The sequence below is a fragment of the Turicibacter sp. KK003 genome (assembly GCF_037014675.1).
In the GTDB taxonomy this organism is placed as follows: domain Bacteria; phylum Bacillota_I; class Bacilli_A; order MOL361; family Turicibacteraceae; genus Turicibacter; species Turicibacter faecis.
On record NZ_CP142738.1, the window covers coordinates 392,926 to 416,371 of the forward strand.

At 40.3% G+C, this 23,446-nt stretch carries 14 protein-coding genes, 1 tRNA gene and 3 rRNA genes; all 18 read left to right on the forward strand.

Features of this window, described 5'->3' with window-relative positions:
• Positions 1-29: 29 nt before the first annotated feature.
• Positions 30-2,923: ribosomal RNA gene (locus VXM77_RS01950) — 23S ribosomal RNA — on the forward strand.
• Between the two features lie 173 nt (positions 2,924-3,096).
• Positions 3,097-3,205, forward strand: a 5S ribosomal RNA gene (gene rrf, locus VXM77_RS01955).
• An 11-nt stretch (positions 3,206-3,216) separates the two neighbouring features.
• Positions 3,217-3,290 (forward strand) — tRNA-Gly (locus VXM77_RS01960).
• A 281-nt stretch (positions 3,291-3,571) separates the two neighbouring features.
• Positions 3,572-4,915: a helicase-related protein gene (locus VXM77_RS01965; protein WP_161832616.1), complete on the forward strand. Its 1,344-nt coding sequence runs from the start codon at positions 3,572-3,574 to the stop codon at positions 4,913-4,915.
• Entirely contained in the window at positions 4,912-5,316 is a 405-nt protein-coding gene (locus VXM77_RS01970; protein WP_161832615.1) for a hypothetical protein, read from the forward strand. Before VXM77_RS01965 ends, VXM77_RS01970 begins: the two co-directional genes overlap by 4 nt.
• A 224-nt stretch (positions 5,317-5,540) precedes the next feature.
• Entirely contained in the window at positions 5,541-6,089 is a 549-nt protein-coding gene (gene raiA / locus VXM77_RS01975) for a ribosome-associated translation inhibitor RaiA (RefSeq protein ID WP_161832614.1), read from the forward strand.
• A gap of 248 nt (positions 6,090-6,337) precedes the next feature.
• Positions 6,338-8,857 (forward strand): preprotein translocase subunit SecA, encoded by a 2,520-nt coding sequence (gene secA, locus VXM77_RS01980; protein ID WP_262951084.1) that lies wholly within the window; start codon positions 6,338-6,340, stop codon positions 8,855-8,857.
• 122 nt (positions 8,858-8,979) lie between these two features.
• On the forward strand, positions 8,980-10,077 hold the full coding sequence (gene prfB / locus VXM77_RS01985) for a peptide chain release factor 2 (RefSeq protein WP_161832612.1): 1,098 nt from the start codon (positions 8,980-8,982) through the stop codon (positions 10,075-10,077).
• Positions 10,078-10,179: 102 nt separating this feature from the next.
• Positions 10,180-10,659: an S-ribosylhomocysteine lyase gene (locus tag VXM77_RS01990; protein ID WP_161832611.1), complete on the forward strand. Its 480-nt coding sequence runs from the start codon at positions 10,180-10,182 to the stop codon at positions 10,657-10,659.
• Positions 10,660-10,934: 275 nt separating this feature from the next.
• Positions 10,935-11,618 (forward strand): cell division ATP-binding protein FtsE, encoded by a 684-nt coding sequence (gene ftsE / locus VXM77_RS01995; protein WP_161832610.1) that lies wholly within the window; start codon positions 10,935-10,937, stop codon positions 11,616-11,618.
• Positions 11,605-12,519, forward strand: coding sequence for a permease-like cell division protein FtsX (gene ftsX / locus VXM77_RS02000; RefSeq protein ID WP_161832609.1), 915 nt, complete (start codon positions 11,605-11,607; stop codon positions 12,517-12,519). Before ftsE ends, ftsX begins: the two co-directional genes overlap by 14 nt.
• Before the next feature lie 35 nt (positions 12,520-12,554).
• Positions 12,555-13,781: a M23 family metallopeptidase gene (locus tag VXM77_RS02005; protein ID WP_237658976.1), complete on the forward strand. Its 1,227-nt coding sequence runs from the start codon at positions 12,555-12,557 to the stop codon at positions 13,779-13,781.
• 526 nt (positions 13,782-14,307) lie between these two features.
• Positions 14,308-15,732 (forward strand): S41 family peptidase, encoded by a 1,425-nt coding sequence (locus VXM77_RS02010; protein WP_338506784.1) that lies wholly within the window; start codon positions 14,308-14,310, stop codon positions 15,730-15,732.
• Between the two features lie 133 nt (positions 15,733-15,865).
• The gene (gene uvrB / locus VXM77_RS02015) at positions 15,866-17,839 is read left to right on the forward strand and encodes an excinuclease ABC subunit UvrB (RefSeq protein WP_161832607.1); all 1,974 of its coding nucleotides are present in this window, start codon (positions 15,866-15,868) and stop codon (positions 17,837-17,839) included.
• A 46-nt stretch (positions 17,840-17,885) separates the two neighbouring features.
• Positions 17,886-19,079 (forward strand): L-serine ammonia-lyase, encoded by a 1,194-nt coding sequence (locus VXM77_RS02020; RefSeq protein ID WP_161832606.1) that lies wholly within the window; start codon positions 17,886-17,888, stop codon positions 19,077-19,079.
• Positions 19,080-19,160: 81 nt separating this feature from the next.
• The gene (locus VXM77_RS02025; protein ID WP_161832605.1) at positions 19,161-19,973 is read left to right on the forward strand and encodes a hypothetical protein; all 813 of its coding nucleotides are present in this window, start codon (positions 19,161-19,163) and stop codon (positions 19,971-19,973) included.
• Positions 19,974-20,035: 62 nt separating this feature from the next.
• Entirely contained in the window at positions 20,036-21,409 is a 1,374-nt protein-coding gene (gene rlmD, locus VXM77_RS02030) for a 23S rRNA (uracil(1939)-C(5))-methyltransferase RlmD (RefSeq protein ID WP_262951080.1), read from the forward strand.
• Positions 21,410-21,838: 429 nt separating this feature from the next.
• Positions 21,839-23,355, forward strand: a 16S ribosomal RNA gene (locus VXM77_RS02035).
• The last annotated feature ends 91 nt before the right edge of the window (positions 23,356-23,446 follow it).

Consider the following 23,446-nt stretch of genomic DNA (forward strand, 5'->3'; position numbering starts at 1 on the left):
TGAAAACTAGATATCTTCTGAAGAAGAAAAGTTAAGTAATAAAGGGCGCACGGAGGATGCCTAGGCACTAGGAGTCGAAGAAGGACGCGACAAACGGCGAAACGCCTCGGGGAGCTGTAAGTAAGCAAAGAGCCGGGGATATCCGAATGGGGAAACCCGCTAGTGGTCATACGCTAGCACCGTATGGTGAATCAATAGCCATAGAGGAGACAGACCCAGGGAACTGAAACATCTAAGTACCTGGAGGAAAAGAAAGAAACATCGATTCCCCAAGTAGCGGCGAGCGAACAGGGAGGAGCCCAAACCGGAGTAATCCGGGGTAGAAGGACCTTCAGAAATGACTGAACATGATAGCCGAATGGTCTGGGAAGGCCAACCGGAGGGGGTGAGAGTCCCGTAGGTGAAATTGTGTGAAGCAGGGAAGGGATCCTGAGTACGGCGGGACACGAGAAATCCCGTCGGAAGCAACGAGGACCATCTCGTAAGGCTAAATACTACCTAGTGACCGATAGTGAACCAGTACCGTGAGGGAAAGGTGAAAAGAACCCCGGAAGGGGAGTGAAAGAGAACCTGAAACCGTGTGCCTACAACTAGTCAGAGCCCGTTAAAGGGTGATGGCGTGCCTTTTGTAGAATGAACCGGCGAGTTACGATATCGTGCAAGGTTAAGTTGAAGAGACGGAGCCGAAGCGAAAGCGAGTCTGAATAGGGCGAGGAGTACGATGTTGTAGACCCGAAACCGTGTGAGCTAGCCATGAGCAGGCTGAAGGTCAGGTAACACTGACTGGAGGGCCGAACCAGGGCACGTTGAAAAGTGCTTGGATGACTTGTGGCTAGGGGTGAAATTCCAATCGAACACGGATATAGCTGGTTCTCTCCGAAATAGCTTTAGGGCTAGCCTCGATAAGAGTCTACTGGAGGTAGAGCACTGAATGGGTGATGGCCCCACCTCGGGGTACTGATCTCAATCAAACTCCGAATGCCAGATAGATATGATCGGGAGTCAGACTGTGGGTGATAAGGTCCATGGTCAAAAGGGAAAGAGCCCAGACCGCCAGCTAAGGCCCCCAAGTGTCCGTTAAGTGGAAAAGGATGTGGAGATGCACAGACAACTAGGAGGTTGGCTTAGAAGCAGCCATCCTTTAAAGAGTGCGTAATAGCTCACTAGTCGAGTGACTCTGCGCCGAAAATGTACCGGGGCTAAACGGACCGCCGAAGCTGCGGATTGACACGAAGTGTCAGTGGTAGGAGAGCGTTCTAACAGCGGAGAAGCAGTACCGGAAGGAGCTGTGGAGCGGTTAGAAGTGAGAATGCCGGTGTGAGTAGCGAAAGATAGGTGAGAATCCTATCCATCGAAAGCCTAAGGTTTCCAGGGGAAGGCTCGTCCGCCCTGGGTAAGTCGGGACCTAAGGTGAGGCCGAAAGGCGTAGCCGATGGACAACAGGTAGAGATTCCTGTACCACTTAATAAACTGAAGGAGTGACGGAGAAGGCTAAGTTGAGCGTGTGAATGGATTCACGTGTAAGCAGTGAGGTGGTCATGTAGGCAAATCCGCATGGCGAAACATTGAGCTGTGATGCCGAAAGCCCGAAAGGGTGAAGTCAGCTGATGTCACGCTTCCAAGAAAAGCTTCTAGGGATAATTTATTAGGTGCCCGTACCGATAACCGACACAGGTAGGCGAGGAGAGAATCCTAAGATGAGCGAGAGAACTCTTGTTAAGGAACTCGGCAAAATGACCCCGTAACTTCGGGAGAAGGGGTGCTTGTGAAAGCAAGCCGCAGTGAAAAGGCCCAGGCGACTGTTTATCAAAAACACAGGTCTCTGCTAAACCGCAAGGTGATGTATAGGGGCTGACGCCTGCCCGGTGCTGGAAGGTTAAGAGGAGAGGTTAGCGCAAGCGAAGCTTTGAATTGAAGCCCCAGTAAACGGCGGCCGTAACTATAACGGTCCTAAGGTAGCGAAATTCCTTGTCGGGTAAGTTCCGACCCGCACGAAAGGCGTAACGATCTGGGCGCTGTCTCAACAAGAGACTCGGTGAAATCATAGTACCTGTGAAGATGCAGGTTACCCGCGACAGGACGGAAAGACCCCGTGGAGCTTTACTGTAGCTTGATATTGAGCACTGGTGACACATGTACAGGATAGGTAGGAGACGAAGAGACCAGGACGCCAGTCTTGGAGGAGTCGCTGTTGGGATACTACCCTTGTGTTACTGGGGTTCTAACCCGTGGCCATGAGCTGGTCAGGGGACAGTGTCAGGTGGGCAGTTTGACTGGGGCGGTCGCCTCCCAAAGAGTAACGGAGGCGCCCAAAGGTTCCCTCAGAATGGTTGGAAATCATTCGAAGAGTGTAAAGGCAGAAGGGAGCTTGACTGCGAGACCAACAAGTCGAGCAGGGACGAAAGTCGGGCTTAGTGATCCGGCGGTACCGAATGGAAGGGCCGTCGCTCAACGGATAAAAGCTACCCCGGGGATAACAGGCTGATCTCCCCCAAGAGTTCACATCGACGGGGAGGTTTGGCACCTCGATGTCGGCTCATCGCATCCTGGGGCTGTAGTCGGTCCCAAGGGTTGGGCTGTTCGCCCATTAAAGCGGTACGCGAGCTGGGTTCAGAACGTCGTGAGACAGTTCGGTCCCTATCCGTCGTGGGCGTAGGAAATTTGAGAGGAGCTGTCCTTAGTACGAGAGGACCGGGATGGACACACCGCTGGTGTACCAGTTGTTCTGCCAGGAGCATAGCTGGGTAGCTACGTGTGGAAGGGATAAACGCTGAAAGCATCTAAGCGTGAAGCCCCCCTCAAGATGAGATTTCCCATTCGAAAGAAGTAAGATCCCTTGAAGACGACGAGGTAGATAGGTCAGGAGTGGAAGTTTGGTGACAGATGAAGCGGACTGATACTAATCGATCGAGGACTTAACTAAATAGGAAAGGCAAAAACGAGCGATTATCACAGGCAGAAAGTGAAAAGAACTGAGGAATCACGAAGGTGATGAACAGTTATTGAACTTTACCACTGTGATGCGAGAGTTGCCGGACAAGAAGAAGTAAGCAGAAGATATCTAGTTTTGTGAGATTGATAAGATCTGACAGAAGGTCTAGTGATAAGGGCAAGGAGGGCACACCTGTTCCCATACCGAACACAGAAGTTAAGCTCCTTAGCGCCGAGGGTAGTACGCAAGTGCGAGAGTAGGACGTCGCTAGGCCATAAAAAAATGCGGGTGTAGTTTAATGGTAGAACTTCAGCCTTCCAAGCTGACTGTGAGAGTTCGATTCTCTTCACCCGCTCCAAATAGCCAATTAACATCCTTCGGGGTGTTTTTTTTTTATTTATCGAGAATTAAAGGAAAGGCAACAACGAGCGGTTATCATAGGCGGAAAATGAAAAGAACTGAGGAATCACAAGGGTAATGAACGGTTATTGAACTTTACCACTGTGATGCGAGAGTTGCCAGACAAGAAAATGGATACGAACTCCTAATTCATAAGTGAATGGGAGTTTTTTTTATAATTATAAATTTTAAAAAAGGATTTTGTCTCTACTCATCGTATTGTATGATGGAGGTGTTTTCATGATAGATGTCAGTGGTCGGGAATGGTTAGAGGATGAATATTTAGAATTATTTAAACAGGGGATTATTAAAGAAAGTGAAGTTGTCAGAGTCAAAGGGATTCAGGGAAAACGTTGTGAACGTTGTTTAAATCAATCAGAGGATTGGTTTGCGACCTTTATCTATAAAGAGAAGCCGGTTAAATACTGTAGACAGTGTTTGGATTTTAAAATGATCGATGATGCACAATATCTATATCGTTCAATCGTACCTGCTCCAATTACAGAAAAATCGGAGATATTAAATCAAGATTTCCAGTTATCCTTTTTACAACAACGAGCATCTGATTTTGCAAAAGGAATATTGAACTCTTCAGGAATTGGAATGATTTGGGCGGTTTGTGGTGCTGGAAAAACTGAAATGATGTTCGAGACAATTTCATTGGCGTTGTTGCAAAAAAAGCGTGTATGTTGGGCTATTCCACGTGCCGATGTTGTTGTTGATTTGATTCCTCGAATTAAACGAGCTTTTCCATATGCACGTGTAGTAGGGCTTCATGGAAATTCTGAGGAGAAAAATATCTATGGGGATATTGTTGTAACGACGACGCATCAGTTAATTCGATTTTATCAGGCATTTGATTTACTAATTATCGATGAGGTGGATGCCTTTCCTTATACATTTGATGAGATGTTACCAAGATTAGCCCAAAAGGCATGTAAAACGGGGTGTGCAACGATTTATTTGTCGGCGACCCCCTCTAAGACGGATCAGAGGCTAATTAAAAGAGGACGATTAAAATGTTGTTTAATTCCAGCTCGATATCATTTACATGCATTAGATATTCCTAAATACTGCTTCTCAGGAAACCTTTCACGTTTTTTAAAGAAAAGGAGATTACCACGCGTGATTAAAAAGTGGTTTAATAAACAGTTAATGTTAAATAGACGCGCATTGTTATTTGTTCCAACAATTGAAATGGGGTACCTTTTACAGGAGGCTATAAGGAAGTGTTTTGCATTAGAAGTAGAGTTTGTTTTTTCAAGCGATGAAAATAGATTAGCAAAAGTTAAAAACTTTAAAGAGGGAAAGGGTCAATTTTTGATTACGACGATGATTTTAGAAAGAGGGGTAACAATTGCAAATATTGATGTGGCCATTTTTTCGACAGAACATGAGGTGTTCGAAGAGAGTGCACTTGTTCAGATTAGTGGGCGTGTTGGCAGAAATCCTATGTACCCACACGGTGAAATCGTATTTTTTCATTATGGAATTACTTTGGCAATGGAGTCTGCACGACGCCAGATTCGTGAGATGAATAACCATGCGAGAAGGCAGAAGTTATTAAAGGAGGATTATAAATGAGGTGTCTCGTCTGTTTTCAATTAATAACGATTCATAATCTTCAAGATATTTTTGCGCTTAACGATCCGTGTCTATGCTCTAAGTGTAAACGGAATCTAAAAATTGGGGAAAATCATTGTCTTTTTGAACAAAATGAATGGCTCCTATCTGTTCTTGAACGACTGGATCAGGGAGATTTAGTGTTACTACAACTTTTTATTCCCCAATATGTCAAGGAGATTAGAAAGCAGTTTAGAAGTTATAAATCGGTTACGATTTTAGACATGTCAGGGGAGGGTCCCTATCCGTGGAGCGATGTATTATTAGAACAGCTAGAAAAATTTTTTTCTAAAATTCAAATTGGACAAATTAGATTAGTGTTATCAACCGAACAGGATGAACGGACGATTAAAGTTTATTAAAAAGTAACCGATTATAGATTTTTATAAGCGCTTTACTGGTATATAATTGTTTTGTTTTGCTTAAAATGAAATGAATCTCTTTTTAATAGTTGAGTCATATCTCACACTGTTATTTTCCACGTTTGAGGAAGCACTTAAGTGTTCGACAAAATACGGAAAACGCTTTCTTAAATGAAGGATTTATATTATAATAGAGGTACATCAGATAGATAGGAGTGATTCTAATGAGAATTCAAATTAGGGGAGCTAATCGTTTCAACGCAACAGATGCTATTAAAAATTATATCGAGGAAAAAGTGGGAAGCTTACAACGATTCTTACCTACAAATCCGGATTTAGAGGCTCGCGTGTATATTAAAATCTATGATGTGATTCAGAAAGTAGAAGTGACTATTCCAGGGAATCAGTTCATCCTACGAGCAGAGGAAGAAAGTGATGATTTATATGCAGCGATTGATCTTGTTGTGGATAAATTAGAACGTCAAATTCGTCGTCACAAAACAAAAGCAAACAAAAAAATTCGTGAACGTGAGGGTATTAGCGATTACTTCATTACTATTGATGATCCGGATACGGTTTATAACGAAGAAGATGAAGTACCGTACAAAGTTAAAAATGTTCATTTAAAACCAATGGACGTTGAAGAAGCAATTATGCAATTAGAATTATTAGGACATGACTTCTATGTCTATCGTGATATGGCTGTTGATGCTGTTTGTGTCGTTTATCGTCGTAATGATGGAAAATACGCTGTGATTGAGACGAATAATTAATAATAGTGAATTAACAAAAAAGACTATCTTACGCGGTAGTCTTTTTTTATGCTTGTGAAAAATGATAGATTCTGTGGGGATGTAGGGTTTTAGAGAAAATCTCCCGAATGAAATGACAAAAATTAGGTAAAGTTATGTTCCGAACAGGTTTTTTTGTGTACATGTTTAGTCAAAAGTGGTAACATTATGTTAATAACAGAGTATTAGCTAGTATAAGCCTAGTAAGACATAGACAAGGAGCGATGATGATGATTTCGGCAATCAAGAAAATGTTAGATCCAAGTGTAAAAGTATTAAAGCGTGCGGATAAAATAGCGGATGCGGTCATTGCGTTAGAACCTCATATGCAAGGTCTAACAGACGAGCAATTAAAACATAAAACTTTAGAGTTTAAAGAACGAATTGAAAAGGGAGAAACGTTAGATGATTTATTAGTTGAGGCATTTGCGGTTGTTCGTGAGGCGTCAACACGCGTTTTAGGAATGACTCCTTATAAGGTTCAGATTATTGGTGGGATTGCCTTACATGGTGGAAATATCGCCGAGATGAAAACGGGGGAAGGAAAAACATTAACCTCAACTATGCCTGCGTACTTAAATGCATTAGATGGAAAAGGTGTTCATATTATTACGGTAAATGAATATTTAGCAAGCCGTGATGCGCGCGAGATGGGAGAGCTTTATCGATGGCTGGGCTTAACGGTTGGTTTAAATTTAACGGGGATGACTTCAGAAGAGAAAAAGGCGCAATATGCATGTGATATTACTTACTCAACAAACAATGAACTAGGTTTTGACTATTTACGTGATCACATGGTGTTGTATGCAAAGCAAATGGTACAACGTAAATTAAATTATGCCATTGTGGATGAGGTAGACTCAATCTTAATTGATGAGGCACGTACACCATTAATTATTTCAGGTGGGCAGAAACGTACGGCTAATTTATACGTACACGCTGACCATTTTGTTAAAGGTTTAAAGGACGAAGAAGACTATACAATTGATATTAAAACGAAAAATATCCAATTAAATGAGGGAGGAATTGAGAAGGCGGAAAAAGCTTTCCGAATTGATAATTTATACGATATTAAACATGCAGTGTTGTTACATCATATCAATAATGCATTAAAGGCAAATTACATTATGGCGCGCGATGTGGATTATGTTATCCAAGAGGACGAAATTGTGATTGTTGACCAGTTTACAGGTCGTTTAATGAAGGGACGTGCCTACTCTGAAGGTTTACATCAGGCCATTCAAGCAAAAGAGGGAGTTTCAATTAAGCAAGAAACATCGACGTTAGCAACAATTACGTTCCAAAATCTTTTCAGATTATATAGTAAGTTATCAGGAATGACAGGGACAGCGAAGACAGAAGAGGAAGAGTTCCGAAATATTTATAATATGATGGTCGTGGAAATTCCGACTAATCGTCCGATTGCCCGTTTAGATGCACCAGATTTAGTTTATAAGGATATGAATGCTAAGTTTAATGCCGTTGTTGCAGATGTAATCGAACGCCATAAAAAGGGACAGCCAGTTTTACTTGGAACTGTAGCGGTCGAGACATCGGAGTATATTTCACAGTTATTAAAGCGTAAGGGAATTCCGCACAACGTTTTAAATGCGAAGAATCATGAACGCGAAGCAGAAATTATTATGGATGCAGGGAAGAAAGGGTCTGTCACGATTGCAACCAATATGGCGGGTCGAGGAACGGATATTAAATTAACAGATGAAGTTAAGGAATTAGGTGGATTGGCCGTTATTGGGACGGAGCGCCATGAATCTCGTCGTATTGATAACCAATTGCGTGGACGCTCGGGGCGTCAAGGAGATCCTGGATATACTCGCTTTTATCTGTCATTCCAAGATGAATTAATGCGCCGATTTGGATCAGATCGTATGCATGCAATGGTGGATAAATTGGGTATGGATGAAAATGAGCCAATTGAGAGCAAAATGGTTACAAAGGCAGTAGAATCGGCACAAAAACGCGTAGAAGGTAATAACTATGATATGCGTAAAAACTTACTAGAATATGATGATGTCATTCGCCGTCAACGTGAGGTTATCTATGGACAACGTCAAGATATTCTAGAAACAGAAGATTTAACCGATATTATTTTTGGAATGGTAAACTCATCGGTTACACGATTAGTTCATAACTTCTCACACTCTGAGCACGAGAAGTCAAAGGGAGAACAAGAGTATAATTACGAAGGATTACTTGTTTATCTAAATACTAACTTCTTCCCTGTTAATAAAGTAACACGTGCAGCTATTGAAGGGAAAACAGAGGAGCAATTAATTGAATATGTGACTAATCTTGTAAAAGAAGATTATCGCCTAAAAGAAAAATCGATTGATGCGTCTGTTTTCCATGAATTCCAAAAGGTTATTGTGTTACGTGTAGTGGATACTCATTGGATGAATCATATCGATGCGATGGACGCCTTACGTCAGGGAATTCATTTACGCTCATATGGGCAAATTAATCCATTACATGAATATCAAAGTGAAGGATTTGAAATGTTCAATCGTTTAATTGAACGTATTGAGGATGACGTAACACGCTATATTATTCGAGCTGAAATTCGTCAAAATTTACAACGCGAAGAGGTAGCTAAGCCAACGGCGACTAACGCACCAAAAGATGAGAAGAAACGTCCATTGACACGCGTGTCTAAAAAGGTAGGTCGTAATGAAGAATGCTCGTGTGGAAGTGGGAAAAAATATAAGCATTGTTGCGGTCAAAATGAGTAGTTGATCATACAAGTATCGTATATAACGTATATCGGGGGAGCAGTGATTTTTGATCATATTAAAAGTCACTGCTTCTTAGCGCGTAAAAGTGAGATTATAGCGAATAAAAAGAGGTGATTAGAATGGAAATTCATGAAATACGATCTGAAATAAAGAAAATGTCTGAGCGCATTTTACAGTTTAAAGAGTCATTAAACGTAGCCGAAAAAGAGAATCAAATAAAAGAATATGAACAAACAATGCAAGAGGTTGGTTTCTGGGACGATCGAAGAAAGGCACAAGAGGTTATTAATGCGGCTAATGCATTGAAGGAGAAGATTTCTTCGTTTTATAATTTACAATCGGAAGTAGAAGAGCTCGGAATTGCTTTTGAGTTAATTTTAGAAGAGGCCGATGAGGATTTACAGTCAGAACTTGAGGCACAAATTCATGAGGTGAGTGAAAAATTGAACGCCTTTGAATTGGAAATTTTATTGAGTGGCCCATATGATGGTAATAATGCTATTTTAGAGTTACATCCAGGTGCTGGAGGAACAGAATCTCAAGATTGGGCAGAGATGCTTTATCGTATGTATACACGCTATGCTGAACGAAAAGGATTTAAAGTGGAAGTTTTAGATTACTTAGTAGGAGAAGAAGCGGGAATTAAAAGTGTGACGATCAAAATTAAAGGAACAAATGCATTTGGGTACTTCAAGGCGGAACGTGGGGTTCATCGTTTAGTACGTATTTCACCTTTTGATTCAGGTGGACGTAGACATACCTCTTTTTGTTCGTGTGATGTAATGCCTGAGTTTTCTGGTGATATTGATATTGAAATTCGTAGCGAGGATTTAAAAATAGATACTTACCGTGCAAGTGGGGCTGGAGGACAACATATTAATACAACAGATTCTGCTGTTCGAATTACCCACTTACCAACGAATACAATTGTGACCTGTCAAAATCAACGTTCACAGATTAAAAATCGTGAAGCTGCCATGGAGATGTTAAAGTCTAAGCTTTATCAACGAAAACTAGAGGAACAAGAAGCAGAGTTAGCAAAAATTCGTGGTGAGGTGAAAGATATTGGATGGGGAAGTCAGATCCGTTCCTATGTTTTTCATCCTTATTCATTAGTAAAAGACCACCGTACTTCATATGAAGTTGGAAATGTACAAGCAGTTATGGATGGGGATTTAGATGGATTTATTGATGCTTATTTAAGAAAAAGTTTATAACAGTGGTATTTTGTGGATAAGTGCATTTTGGGATGGTTATAAAAAACGGTAGAGTGTATAATAAGGGCACGTTAGATTAACTTTAAGAGGAGTGAACCGTTTATGAAAAAAATTCCGAGCTTTACAGTCAATCATGAAGATTTATTACGTGGAATTTATGTATCACGAAAAGATGTCGTTGGAGAAGAGGTTATTACAACATTTGATATTCGAACTAAACTTCCGAATCGAGAACCTGTCATGAATACGGCTGAAATTCATACGATTGAACATTTAGCTGCTACCTTCTTAAGAAATCATCCGCAAGCAGCGGATCAAACGATTTATTTTGGGCCTATGGGGTGCCGAACAGGTTTTTATTTAATTTTAAAAGGTGATTTAGATTCACGTGACGTGGTTAACCTTATTACAGAAACTTTTAATTTTATTGCGAATTATGAAGGGGAAGTTCCGGGAGCAAGTGCTAGAGATTGTGGTAATTATTTAGATATGAATTTACCGGCCGCTAAATATGAAGCAAACGCATTTTTAGAAAATACATTAAACCAAATTGAAGATAAACATTTAGTTTATCCTAATTAAAAAGTGGAAGGCCACCTATCAGGTGACCCTCCACTTTTTTTATGTAAATAATTAAGTATTATGTATAAAGGGTGTAAAAAAGGATGAAATATAAATCAATTATTCGACATTTTATATTAAGATAAATGCGATTATGTTAAAATGGAAATCGATTAGGGATGAAATATGGGGCAATGGTTAGGATAGTATTTGTTGGGAATTGGCGTATTGAAAATGAAACTGTCAGATAGTTGTGCTATAATGAAAAAAGACGTTTAGAGATAGGTGGGAAGATAATGATCGAATTTACAAACGTTAGTAAAAAGTATGCAAATGGAGTTATCGGACTTCATAATATAAATATTCAAATCGAATCAGGCGAGTTTTTATTCGTCATTGGACCGAGTGGTGCCGGGAAATCTTCTTTTTTAAAAATGATTAATTGTCAGGAAAAAGCTACAGGTGGAGAAATTAAGGTTAATGGAATTGAAATTACTCGTCTAAGTCGCTTTAAAATTCCTAAATTGCGTCGGCAAATAGGTGTCGTCTTTCAAGACTTTAAATTATTAAAAAAAATGACCGTTTATCAAAATGTAGCGTTCGCCTTAGAGGCTATTGGCCTTCCTAAGGAGGAGGTTCGCCAAAAGGCACTCGATGCATTAACGTTAGTTGGTCTTGAGGGAAAATTATTATTTTATCCTAACCAATTGTCAGGAGGAGAGCAACAACGTGTAGCGATTGCACGCGCTATTGCGAATAATCCAGATATTATTATTGCTGATGAACCAACGGGAAATTTAGATCCAGACAATTCAATACAAATTGTTAATATTCTGAAAGAGTTAAACAAGCAAGGAAAGACGGTCATCATGGCAACTCATGACCATGAATTAATATTTGGCCAAGATTGTCGTGTAGTGACGATCGATCATGGGACTATATTTAGCGATGAAGTGAGGGGATATTATGAAAATAATTAGACAAATTTTTCGCTACATTCGCGATGGATTTAAAAATATTTGGAATAACTTATTTATGTCCATTTCATCAATTGTAACGTTAACTATTACTCTTAGCTTATGTTCTTTTTTCGTTCTGTTCGCTTACAATACTAAAAATTTTACAGAACAGGTTGAAAACGAAATTAAGATCTTTATTGAATTTTCTCAAGATGCGACGGATGAGCAAATTGCTTCCTCGATTCAAGCAATACAGTCTCAAGCGCACGTTTCGGAAGTTAATCATATAACCAAAGAGGAAGAATACACGGAGTTTATTGAGCGAATCGGTGAGAATGATCCTGAGTTAGCAGACTTTTTTGAAAATACAAGTGATGGAAATCCATTACCCGATACAGGCATTGTTTCGGTTGACGATGTGAAAAATGTTGACGAGGTAGCGAAGGCAATTAAGGAAATTGATGGTGTTGGATACGTGAATTACGGTGAAGAATCAGAGTTATCTGCTTTTACCAATATTACAACAATCATCCGTCAAACGTTATCAGTTATTGTTTTGATTTTACTCGTATTAGCAGTATTTTTAATTCAAAATACAATTAAATTAACGATTTATGCACGTCAAAATGAATTGAAAATTATGAAGCTAGTAGGTGCATCAGTTGCTCATGTGACGGTTCCGTTTTTAATTGAAGGTGTTATTATCGGTGTTTTAGGGGCTGTCGTTCCTATTTTGCTAACGATGTATGGTTACCAATTTTTATATCATATTTTTGGAGGAGTACTAGTTATTCCAATGCTTCAAATGGCTACACCGTTCCCAACTGTTTATGAATTAGGAACAATTGTCGGATTAATGTCAATCGTCATCAGTCTACTTGGTAGTTTCTTCGCAGTCATCAAGTATTCTTTAAAAATTTAATAGATAGAGTTATTGAAAAAGGAGGGATATAGGAGATGAAGAAGCCATTTATAAAAATGGGATTGTGCCTGTCTTTAGCGTTGGGATTGATTCCTACGATGCCCACAATAGTAGAGGCATCGAAATCGTGTAAAACGAAGGAAGAATGTAATGCTATTATTAGTGAGGCGCAAGACCAAATTTCTGAAATTAAGGGCAGAGAATCCAAACTTCAAGATGAAATAGAGATTGTTGAGGGGGATATGGGGACAACTGTTCAGAAAATCTCACAAACAGAAAGTGCGATTTCTGAATTTGAGAAGAAAATCTCCCAAAAAGAAACTGAAATTAAGTCAGGTGAAGAGGAAGCTAAAAGATTAGATGAAGAGGTGGAAGCCTTAAAAAAAGTTGTGGCGCAAAGAATGCATATGTCACAGAGATTTTCACGTGGAAATTTAGTGTTACAGATGTTATCTGAATCTAACAGTTTAGTTGATTTTATTCGCCAATTACGTGTCATTAATCACTTTGCACAAAGCGATGCTCAATCGATGGATGAACTAAGTCTTTTAGTCAGTCAGCAGCAAGCGTTACTTGCGACTTTGAAGGTTCAACAACAGGAGTTAGCTGAAAGCAAGGATTCGCTAGAGAAGGAACGTGAAACGTTAGACGCTTATCAACAAAAGTTAGAGCAACAAAAACGTGACTTGGCTAAACAAATGCAAGAATTAGAAAGTGAACGTTTATCAGCTTCAGAAATTATTGAAATTGCTGAAGAGCAGAAGAAAATTTTAGAGCAGACACCACCGCCTCCTGTATCATCAGGAAACTCTTCAAGTAATGGCAGTTCTTCAAGTGGTGGGGTTGTTACGGGATCAGGGTTTATGATTCCATTGGCCCGTGGATATGTAAGTTGCGAATTTATGTGTTATAGTAACCATACGGGAATTGACTTAGCCAACTATGGGGATACATCAACGCCGGTGTATGCTGCACAAGCGGGAACTGTTATTCGTGCAGGTTGGCATAGTGCATATGGAAATCACGTAATGATTACTCACAATATCAATGGGAAAACAATGACAACTGTATATGCTCACATGCACTCAGCACCGTATGTTTCAGTTGGGCAACAAGTTGCACGAGGAACCCAATTAGGAACGATGGGGAATACAGGAAATTCCTTTGGAGCGCATTTACATTTTGAAATGTATGAAGGATATTATAATTATCCACATGCCGTTAACCCAAGAAAATATATTAATTTCCCATCATCATGGTAGGGGCTTTAATGGCGTGCCAGATGTTAGTATAAGATTATGACGATTATTTTCGCCAAAGTTGTGAGATAAAAAGGTACCTTTGAATTGAGAATATAGAGCGTTCAAAAAGACGACGCCTATTTCTCAATGAGGTACTTTTTTTATTTAATCGATGAGGGATCGAACGTAGTCATTTGTAATAAATCATCTTTAAAATGAAATAAATTTATAAATTGTTCCATACTATATAAGTAAAAAGCGACTTTTCATAGGAACATCCAGTTTTGATTAGATAAGGATGCTTAATCTTCATTAAATGATTGACTGAACAGTTAGAATGCATCCATAAACTTGAAGTGATTACAAGGGTTAGAAAAAATGGGTAAATGGTTTGAATTGCAGGATTTGTGAATTTATCCTATTTTCTTGGAATGACAAAGAATATAAAAATTGGTAAAATAGGAGTTATACTAAAACATCCGACGAATTTCACATATGAAAGATGATTACAGGATAGAGATTATGAAATAAAAAAAGGAGTGATGATATGAAGCATAAAAACGGGTTTCTACTGATTGGAAGCTTTTGTTTAGGTGCAGTGGTGACTTTGTTATTGTCATTGATTTTTCCAGAGAAGAAATCAGATTCTATTATCTCACCGTCTAATTATGGGGAGATTGCTTCAATTAATCAGGTATATGAGGCACTCAAATCCTATCATTATTTTTATGAGGGCGATAGTCAGGCGTTAATTGACGGAGCCATCTCAGGAATGATTAATGCCTTAGACGACCCACATTCAACTTATTTTACGATGACGGATTACGAAAATTTTGTGGAGCATTTAGAGGATACTTATTCAGGAATTGGGTGTGAGGTGACCACTGTCAATGGGTATACAATGATTGTTTCACCATTCCCTGATTCGCCGGCGGATGAGGCTGGAATATTAGCGAATGACTTAGTTGTTGAAGTGGATGGCGAAAATGTAGTGGGTCAAACGTTGCAGGAAGTCACGAATAAGATTAAAGGCCCTGTGAACTCAACAGTAACTTTGGGAATATCTCGCAATGATAATCCTGATTTAATTTATATTGAGGTAACACGTAAGGCCATTGATCAAGAGACAGTTAAATCTGAGTTAATCACAGAAGAGGGTCAGGCAATTGGATATCTTCAAATTACAACATTCGGTGAAAATACAGCACAGGAATTTAAAACCGCAATTGAGGAATTAGAGGGGCAAGGGATGACAGGCCTCATTGTTGATTTAAGAAATAATTCCGGAGGATATTTAACGAGCGTGGTCGAGATGGTCGATTATATTTTACCGCCGGGTAAAGTGATTACAACGATTGAATCGCGAGATGGAAGTTCAGTGAGTTATGAAACGGAAAGTGAAGGTAAGAACTATCCGGTTGTTACCTTAATTAATGAGGGAAGCGCATCAGCCTCTGAAATCTTTTCTGCCGCGATGAAAGAAGCGGGTGGATATGAGGTAGTCGGAACAACATCATATGGAAAGGGAACTGTGCAGGTATCGATGCCACTTGATGATCATTCATCACTTAAGATTACGACCCAAGTATGGAAAACACCAGATAATAATTGGATTAATGAAAAAGGGGTAACCCCAACCGTTGAAGTTGAAGCACCTGAATTTTATAATTATTATCAAGTGTATCTCGAGAATGGAAAAGAGTTGGAGTTTGATCAAGTAAACCCGGCCATCGCAAATGCACAAAATATTTTAAATACGCTCGGTTATTCAGTTGACCGAACGGATGGATATTTTGATGATTCGACAATATCAGCAGTGAAACAGTTTCAAAAGGATAATAATATAGCAGAAACAGGTATCATTGATAATAAGACGGCGAGTCAATTAACATTAGCCTTAAGAGATAAAATTAGAGATAAGGCATTTGATACACAATTTAAAAAGGCATTAGAAGTTTTACAGAATACTTAATAGAGAGGGGGAGACCCCTCTTTTTTATTTGGAAAGAGGAGAAATTGATTGTATTTAAATGTAAGGTCCATAGAATTACTTTAGTTCTTAGTTGAAAAAGGTGGTATAATGAGTTCATGCGAGGTGACTTTTTATGAAAAAGGGTAAGTTTGAAATTGTCTCAAAGTATTCGCCATCCGGCGATCAACCACAGGCAATTAAATCATTAGTAGAAAATATAGAGTCCGGTGTTAAGGAACAGGTTTTATTAGGTGCAACTGGGACAGGGAAAACATTTACAATTGCGAATGTCGTACAACAGGTAAATAAACCAACCCTTGTTTTGGCTCATAATAAGACGTTAGCCGGACAACTTTATAGTGAGTTAAAAGAGTTTTTTCCGAATAATGCAGTCGAATACTTTGTGAGTTACTATGATTATTATCAACCGGAGGCCTATGTTCCTTCATCGGATACGTTTATCGAAAAGGATGCCAAGACCAATGATGAAATTGATAAGCTACGTCACTCTGCAACAGCAGCGCTTTTAGAACGTAATGATGTTATTGTCGTTGCTTCAGTTTCATGTATTTACGGGATTGGGGACCCTGAAGAGTATAAAAAGATGATGGTATCTATTCGTGTAGGAATGGAGATGGAACGAAATGATTTGTTGAATGAATTAGTTCGAATCCAATATCAACGAAATGACATTGATTTTCACCGGGGAACATTTAGGGTTCGTGGCGATATTGTAGAAATTTTACCGATTGCAACTGAAAAGAATGCAATCCGAATAGAGTTTTTTGGGGAAGAAGTTGACCGTATTCGCGAAATTGATACGATAACAGGGGAAGTCTTAAGTGAACGTAAACATGTTGTCATCTTCCCAGCGTCACACTTCGTAACCGGAGAAGAGCGAATGAAGATTGCGTTAAAAAATATTGAAGAAGAACTTGAGCAACAAGTGAAGTATTTTGAATCAGAGGGTAAGTTACTCGAGGCTCAACGGATTGAGCAACGAACAAGATATGATTTAGAAATGATGGCTGAAATGGGATTCTGTTCAGGTGTGGAAAACTACTCGGGTCCATTGTCGTTACGTGAACGTGGAGCAACACCTTATTGTCTACTTGACTTTTTCCCTGAGGATTGGTTGTTAGTGGCCGATGAGTCGCACGTGACGTTGCCACAGGTAAGGGGAATGTACAATGGGGATCGCGCTCGTAAAGAGACGTTAGTTAATCACGGATTCCGATTGCCATCAGCGTTAGATAACCGCCCATTACAATTTAATGAGTTTGAGGATAAAATTCATCAGGCCATTTACGTATCGGCGACGCCGGGTGACTATGAACTGGCCCGCACGGATAAGGTTATTGAGCAAATTATTCGACCAACTGGATTATTGGATCCGGTTATTGAATTGCATCCAAGTCGAGGGCAAATCGATCATTTAGTCAGTGAAATTTATAAGCGTATAGAGAAAAACGAACGCGTTCTTGTGACGACGTTAACGATTAAGATGTCTGAAGAGTTAACAAATTATTTAAAAGAATTAGGAATTAAAGTGGCTTATTTACATTCAGAAATAAAAACACTTGAACGTATTGAAATTATTCGCGATTTACGTATTGGAACTTATGATGTGCTAGTTGGAATTAACCTTTTACGAGAGGGGCTTGACATTCCTGAAGTTTCTTTAGTTGCGATTTTAGATGCGGATAAAGAGGGATTTTTACGTAGTGACCGTTCCCTTATTCAAACAATTGGACGTGCTGCCCGTAACGCACAAGGACGTGTTATTTTATATGCAGATAAAATAACAGGGTCAATGCGACGCGCCATGGATGAGACAGCGCGACGTCGTGAGATTCAGGAAAAATACAACGAGGATCATGGTATTATTCCAATGACTGTCCATAAGGATGTTCGAGATCTTATTCGTGCAACAGAGGTTGTAGAAAAAGAGGCTAAATATGATACGAAGATGTCTCGTAAAGAAAAAGAAAAATTAATGAAAAAATTAGAGCGTGAAATGAAAGAAGCAGCGAAAGCACTTGATTTTGAAACAGCAGCAACGCTTCGAGATGCGATGTTAGAATTAAAAATTGAGTTAGGTTCATAATAAGTTTATCTGAGTGTTTAAGTGAGTTAAGGAGTGAGGTAAAAGTATGGAAAGTTTACGTGAATTATATAAAGTAGGGAATGGGCCATCTAGTTCTCATACAATGGGACCCGCACGAGCGGCAAAGGTGTTTATGAATCGTTATAAGGAAGCGGCGTCTTTTGAGGCCATTTTATACGGTAGTTTAGCTGCAACAGGTGAGGGTCATTTAACGGATTATATTATTATAAAAACGATGGAGCCTAAACCAGTTAAAATAACGTGGAAGCCAGAAGACTTTCGTCCCTTTCATCCGAATGCGATGAAGTTTATTGCGTATGATGAGAACGAGAAAGAATTAGGTTCATGGACTGTTTACTCAATTGGTGGGGGATCGATCATTGAAGAGGGTCAGGCTCGAGATGAAGTCCCAACTATTTATCCACATTCGAGCATGAATGAGGTGTTAGAAGTTTGTAGAAAAAATAATTGGACGTTATCAGATTATGTTTATCAATATGAACCAGACATTAAGGAGTATCTAGGAGAAATTCTTAAAATAATGCGTGAAACACTGATGAATGGTCTAGTTGCTGAGGGGACTTTGCCGGGGAAACTAAATTATCCACGTCGCGCGAAAAATTTTTATGAACAGGCAAAGGCAAATAAGGGAGAATTATCTATTTTAATTTATTCTTATGCATTGGCTGTCTCAGAGCAAAATGCATGTGGAGATGTTGTTGTAACGGCCCCAACGTGTGGAGCATCAGGTGTTATTCCAGGCGTTTTATTTGCCTTACAAGAAGAGGAAGGATATACGGATGAACAATTAATTGATGCATTAGCGGTTGCGGGACTGGTAGGAAATTTAATTAAAACAAATGCGTCTATCTCCGGGGCTGAGGTTGGATGCCAGGGGGAAGTAGGATCAGCTTGTTCAATGGCAGCGGCGGCGGTTGCCTTTCTAAAAGGTGCCTCTAATTTACATTGTGAATATGCAGCTGAGATTGGATTAGAACATCATTTAGGAATGACATGTGACCCTGTCTATGGGTATGTTCAAGTTCCATGCATTGAACGTAATGCGGTTGCGGCAAAGCGTGCCTATGATGCAGCTAAATATGCGATGTTAACCGATGGTTATCATACCATTACATTAGATCAAGTGATGCAAACGATGAAAGAGACAGGGCTTGATTTAATGGCGAAATATCGTGAAACGGCTCAGGGGGGACTAGCAAAACATTTTGCTGAATGTTAATCTGACTAGGTTTTACAGGATTTTAATGGTATAATAAAGAATATTTAAAATGAGTGAATAAACAGTAAAGGAAGTGACTGTATGGCAAAGGAAGAAGTTAAGGAACCGACTAAGGGACCCAAATTACCGAAAAAACGGGTAATACTTTATAGCTATATCGGTATTTTAGCAGTACTGACAGTTTTATTCGGATTTCATCTTTTAAAATATTTTTATTTAGATCCGTTATCCGTAGCGGGACGTCCGGTGTATGGGTACCGTACGGAAAATTTAGAGTCAATTAGCGACTCTGTTATAGCGGCTGCTGAGGAAAAAGGGGCACAGCAATCAGGGGTTAATGAAGTAAAGGTAACTGTTCAAGGGCCCGTTGTTTACGTAAACGTTCAGGTAAATGATGGAGTAGATGTTGAGACTGCACGAGCGGCGGCAGAGGCAACAGCCACAAAAATGTTAGATGAGATTGGGGATAAATCACAGGAGTATTCATTTCAATTAGTCGTATCGACTGGAGATGTAAAAGCATTAACTGATGCCAACCGCGAGCAAGAATTGGAATATTATAAGCAACACCGATTAGATATCGTCGAACAAATCGTTGCTCATGCTGAAGAATATCCAACACAGGAAAACATCGACCGTGCTAAAAATAACATTAAAGTCATGCCAAAAGATTACAACAAGAAGACAGGTGAATATGAATACCGTTATAAAGAAGAAAAGGAAGCTTTTGATGCCCGCATTGAGGCGTTGACAGTTTTGACGGCGGAGGAAGAAGAAGCCTTAGGTGATATTCCTTATTTAGAAGTTGATCAGGCAATCAAACCAACGGAAATTTCCGATTATCCAAGTTGGGGAGCCTATGATAAAAATACGCAATCATTTGTATGGCAATAAATAGGGGGGGGAGACAATACGTCTCCCTCTTCTTATGACAACGAGAGGTATAGGTGATAGAAATGACGAAGAAGATAGTGCCGGTTCAAAAAAATGAGTACTATGATGTAAAGATTGAAAGTTTAACGCATGATGGATTAGGTGTAGCGCGTGTCGATGGATTTCCAGTGTTTGTCGCTAATGCACTTGTCGGTGAAGAAATCAATATGAAGGTGACATTAGTAAAAAAAACGTATGCCTTTGGCCGTGCAGTTGATTATTTTGTAACGAGCGGGGAACGTGTCAAACCAGAATGTGGAATATACAAGCAATGTGGTGGATGTCAAGTTCAACATTTAAGTTATGAAGGACAACTTAAAATGAAGCATGACACAGTGGTTAATCATTTAAAAAGAATAGGTCATATTGAAGATGCAAATGTATTACCGACAATCGGAATGCAAAATCCTAGTCGATACCGTAATAAGACGCAGGTTCCATTTGGGTATGCGGATGGAAAAGTGGTAGCGGGATTCTATCAAAAACGGAGCCATGAAATAATTAATATGCAGTCGTGTTTAATCCAAACAGATATCTCAGATCAAATTGTAGAAACAATGAGACAATTGTGTCAGGAATTAGAGATTGATCCGTATAATGAATCATTAAACCTTGGAGTTTTACGTCATGTTATTGTACGCGTAGGATTTAAAACGGAAGAAATCATGGTAACGCTCGTGACAAGAACGCATGAAATTCCAAATAGTGAGTTGCTTATTCAAAGGCTAGTAAGTAAATACCCTAAGATTAAAAGTATCGCTCAAAATGTGAATCCTAAAGTCACGAATGTTATTTTTGGAGACGAGACACGTATTTTATATGGGGAACCTTATATTTATGATGAAATGAATGGAATTCGTTTTGCTATTTCACCGCGTTCTTTTTATCAAGTCAATCCGATTCAAACGGAGACATTGTATTCAAAAGCTGTTGAATATGCCCAATTATCTGGGAATGAGATTGTCTTTGATGCATATTGTGGAATTGGTACAATTACCTTATTCTTAGCGCAGCATGCTAAACAGGTGTATGGTGTTGAAATTATTCCTGAGGCAATTGAAGATGCGAAAATGAATGCCCGGTTAAATGGTTTTGAAAATACCCAATTTGCTGTAGGAAAGTCTGAAGAAATTATTCCTGCATGGATTGAGAACGGGATTGTACCTGACGTTATCGTTGTTGACCCTCCACGTAAGGGGTGTGATCGATCATTATTAGATACAATGTTAGAGGCGGCCCCTGATCGTATTGTTTATGTATCTTGTGACTCCTCGACACTTGCTAGAGACTTGCGTGTTCTTATAGATGGAGGCTATAAATTGGAAGTTGTTCAACCCGTTGACATGTTCCCTCAGACAGCGCACATTGAGTGTGTAGCAAAATTAGTTAGGGCTTAATCATGTAAGGAAGGTAGAAAATATTCCTACGGTTAAAAAGAATTGATATCGTGCACTAAGTGTGTTAGCTTTTATAACACGTTTGGTGCATTTTTTATGAGAGAGAAGATAATTTTAAAAAATATCAAAAAACTGTTTGACATTAAATGAGTGGAATGGTATTATAAATGAGTCGCCAAAAGGGCGATGGAAAAGAAAACAAAAAAAGTTAAAAAGTGTTTGACAGAAACGGTTGAACATGATAAACTAGAAAAGTCGCCAAGAGAGGTAGACAAGAAATCTTACAAAAAAGATAAAAAACATTTGACAGAAAAAGTCGAATGTGGTAAGATAAAGAAGTCGCCAAAAGGCGAGAGAAGTTCTTTGAAAACTAAACAGAACGTCAAGAATCATGAGCGAAAGAAATTTCGCAAGCTAAGGAAACAAACAATTATGGAGAGTTTGATCCTGGCTCAGGATGAACGCTGGCGGCGTGCCTAATACATGCAAGTCGAGCGAACCACTTCGGTGGGAAGCGGCGAACGGGTGAGTAACACGTAGGTGATCTGCCCATCAGACGGGGACAACGATTGGAAACGATCGCTAATACCGGATAGGACGAAAGTTTAAAGATGCTCCTGGCATCACTGATGGATGAGCCTGCGGCGCATTAGCTAGTTGGTGGGGTAAAGGCCTACCAAGGCGACGATGCGTAGCCGACCTGAGAGGGTGAACGGCCACACTGGGACTGAGACACGGCCCAGACTCCTACGGGAGGCAGCAGTAGGGAATCTTCGGCAATGGGCGAAAGCCTGACCGAGCAACGCCGCGTGAATGAAGAAGGCCTTCGGGTTGTAAAATTCTGTTATAAGGGAAGAAAGGTGATAGGAGGAAATGACTATCAATTGACGGTACCTTATGAGAAAGCCACGGCTAACTACGTGCCAGCAGCCGCGGTAATACGTAGGTGGCAAGCGTTATCCGGAATTATTGGGCGTAAAGAGCGCGCAGGTGGTTAATTAAGTCTGATGTGAAAGCCCACGGCTTAACCGTGGAGGGTCATTGGAAACTGGTTGACTTGAGTGCAGAAGAGGGAAGTGGAATTCCATGTGTAGCGGTGAAATGCGTAGAGATATGGAGGAACACCAGTGGCGAAGGCGGCTTCCTGGTCTGCAACTGACACTGAGGCGCGAAAGCGTGGGGAGCAAACAGGATTAGATACCCTGGTAGTCCACGCCGTAAACGATGAGTGCTAAGTGTTGGGGGTCGAACCTCAGTGCTGAAGTTAACGCATTAAGCACTCCGCCTGGGGAGTACGGTCGCAAGACTGAAACTCAAAGGAATTGACGGGGACCCGCACAAGCGGTGGAGCATGTGGTTTAATTCGAAGCAACGCGAAGAACCTTACCAGGTCTTGACATACCATTGACGCCTCTAGAGATAGAGGGTTTCCTTCGGGGACAATGGATACAGGTGGTGCATGGTTGTCGTCAGCTCGTGTCGTGAGATGTTGGGTTAAGTCCCGCAACGAGCGCAACCCCTGTCGTTAGTTGCCAGCAGTGAGATGGGGACTCTAACGAGACTGCCAGTGACAAACTGGAGGAAGGTGGGGATGACGTCAAATCATCATGCCCCTTATGACCTGGGCTACACACGTGCTACAATGGTTGGTACAAAGAGAAGCGAAGCGGTGACGTGGAGCAAACCTCATAAAGCCAATCTCAGTTCGGATTGTAGGCTGCAACTCGCCTACATGAAGTTGGAATCGCTAGTAATCGCGAATCAGAATGTCGCGGTGAATACGTTCCCGGGTCTTGTACACACCGCCCGTCACACCACGAGAGTTTACAACACCCGAAGTCAGTGGCCTAACCGCAAGGAGGGAGCTGCCTAAGGTGGGGTAGATGATTGGGGTGAAGTCGTAACAAGGTATCCCTACCGGAAGGTGGGGATGGATCACCTCCTTTCTATGGAGAAAGAGACGTTCTGTTTAGTTTTGGGAGAATTTCGATTTTCCTAGAATTGATCTTTGAAAACTAGATATCTTCTGAAGAAGAA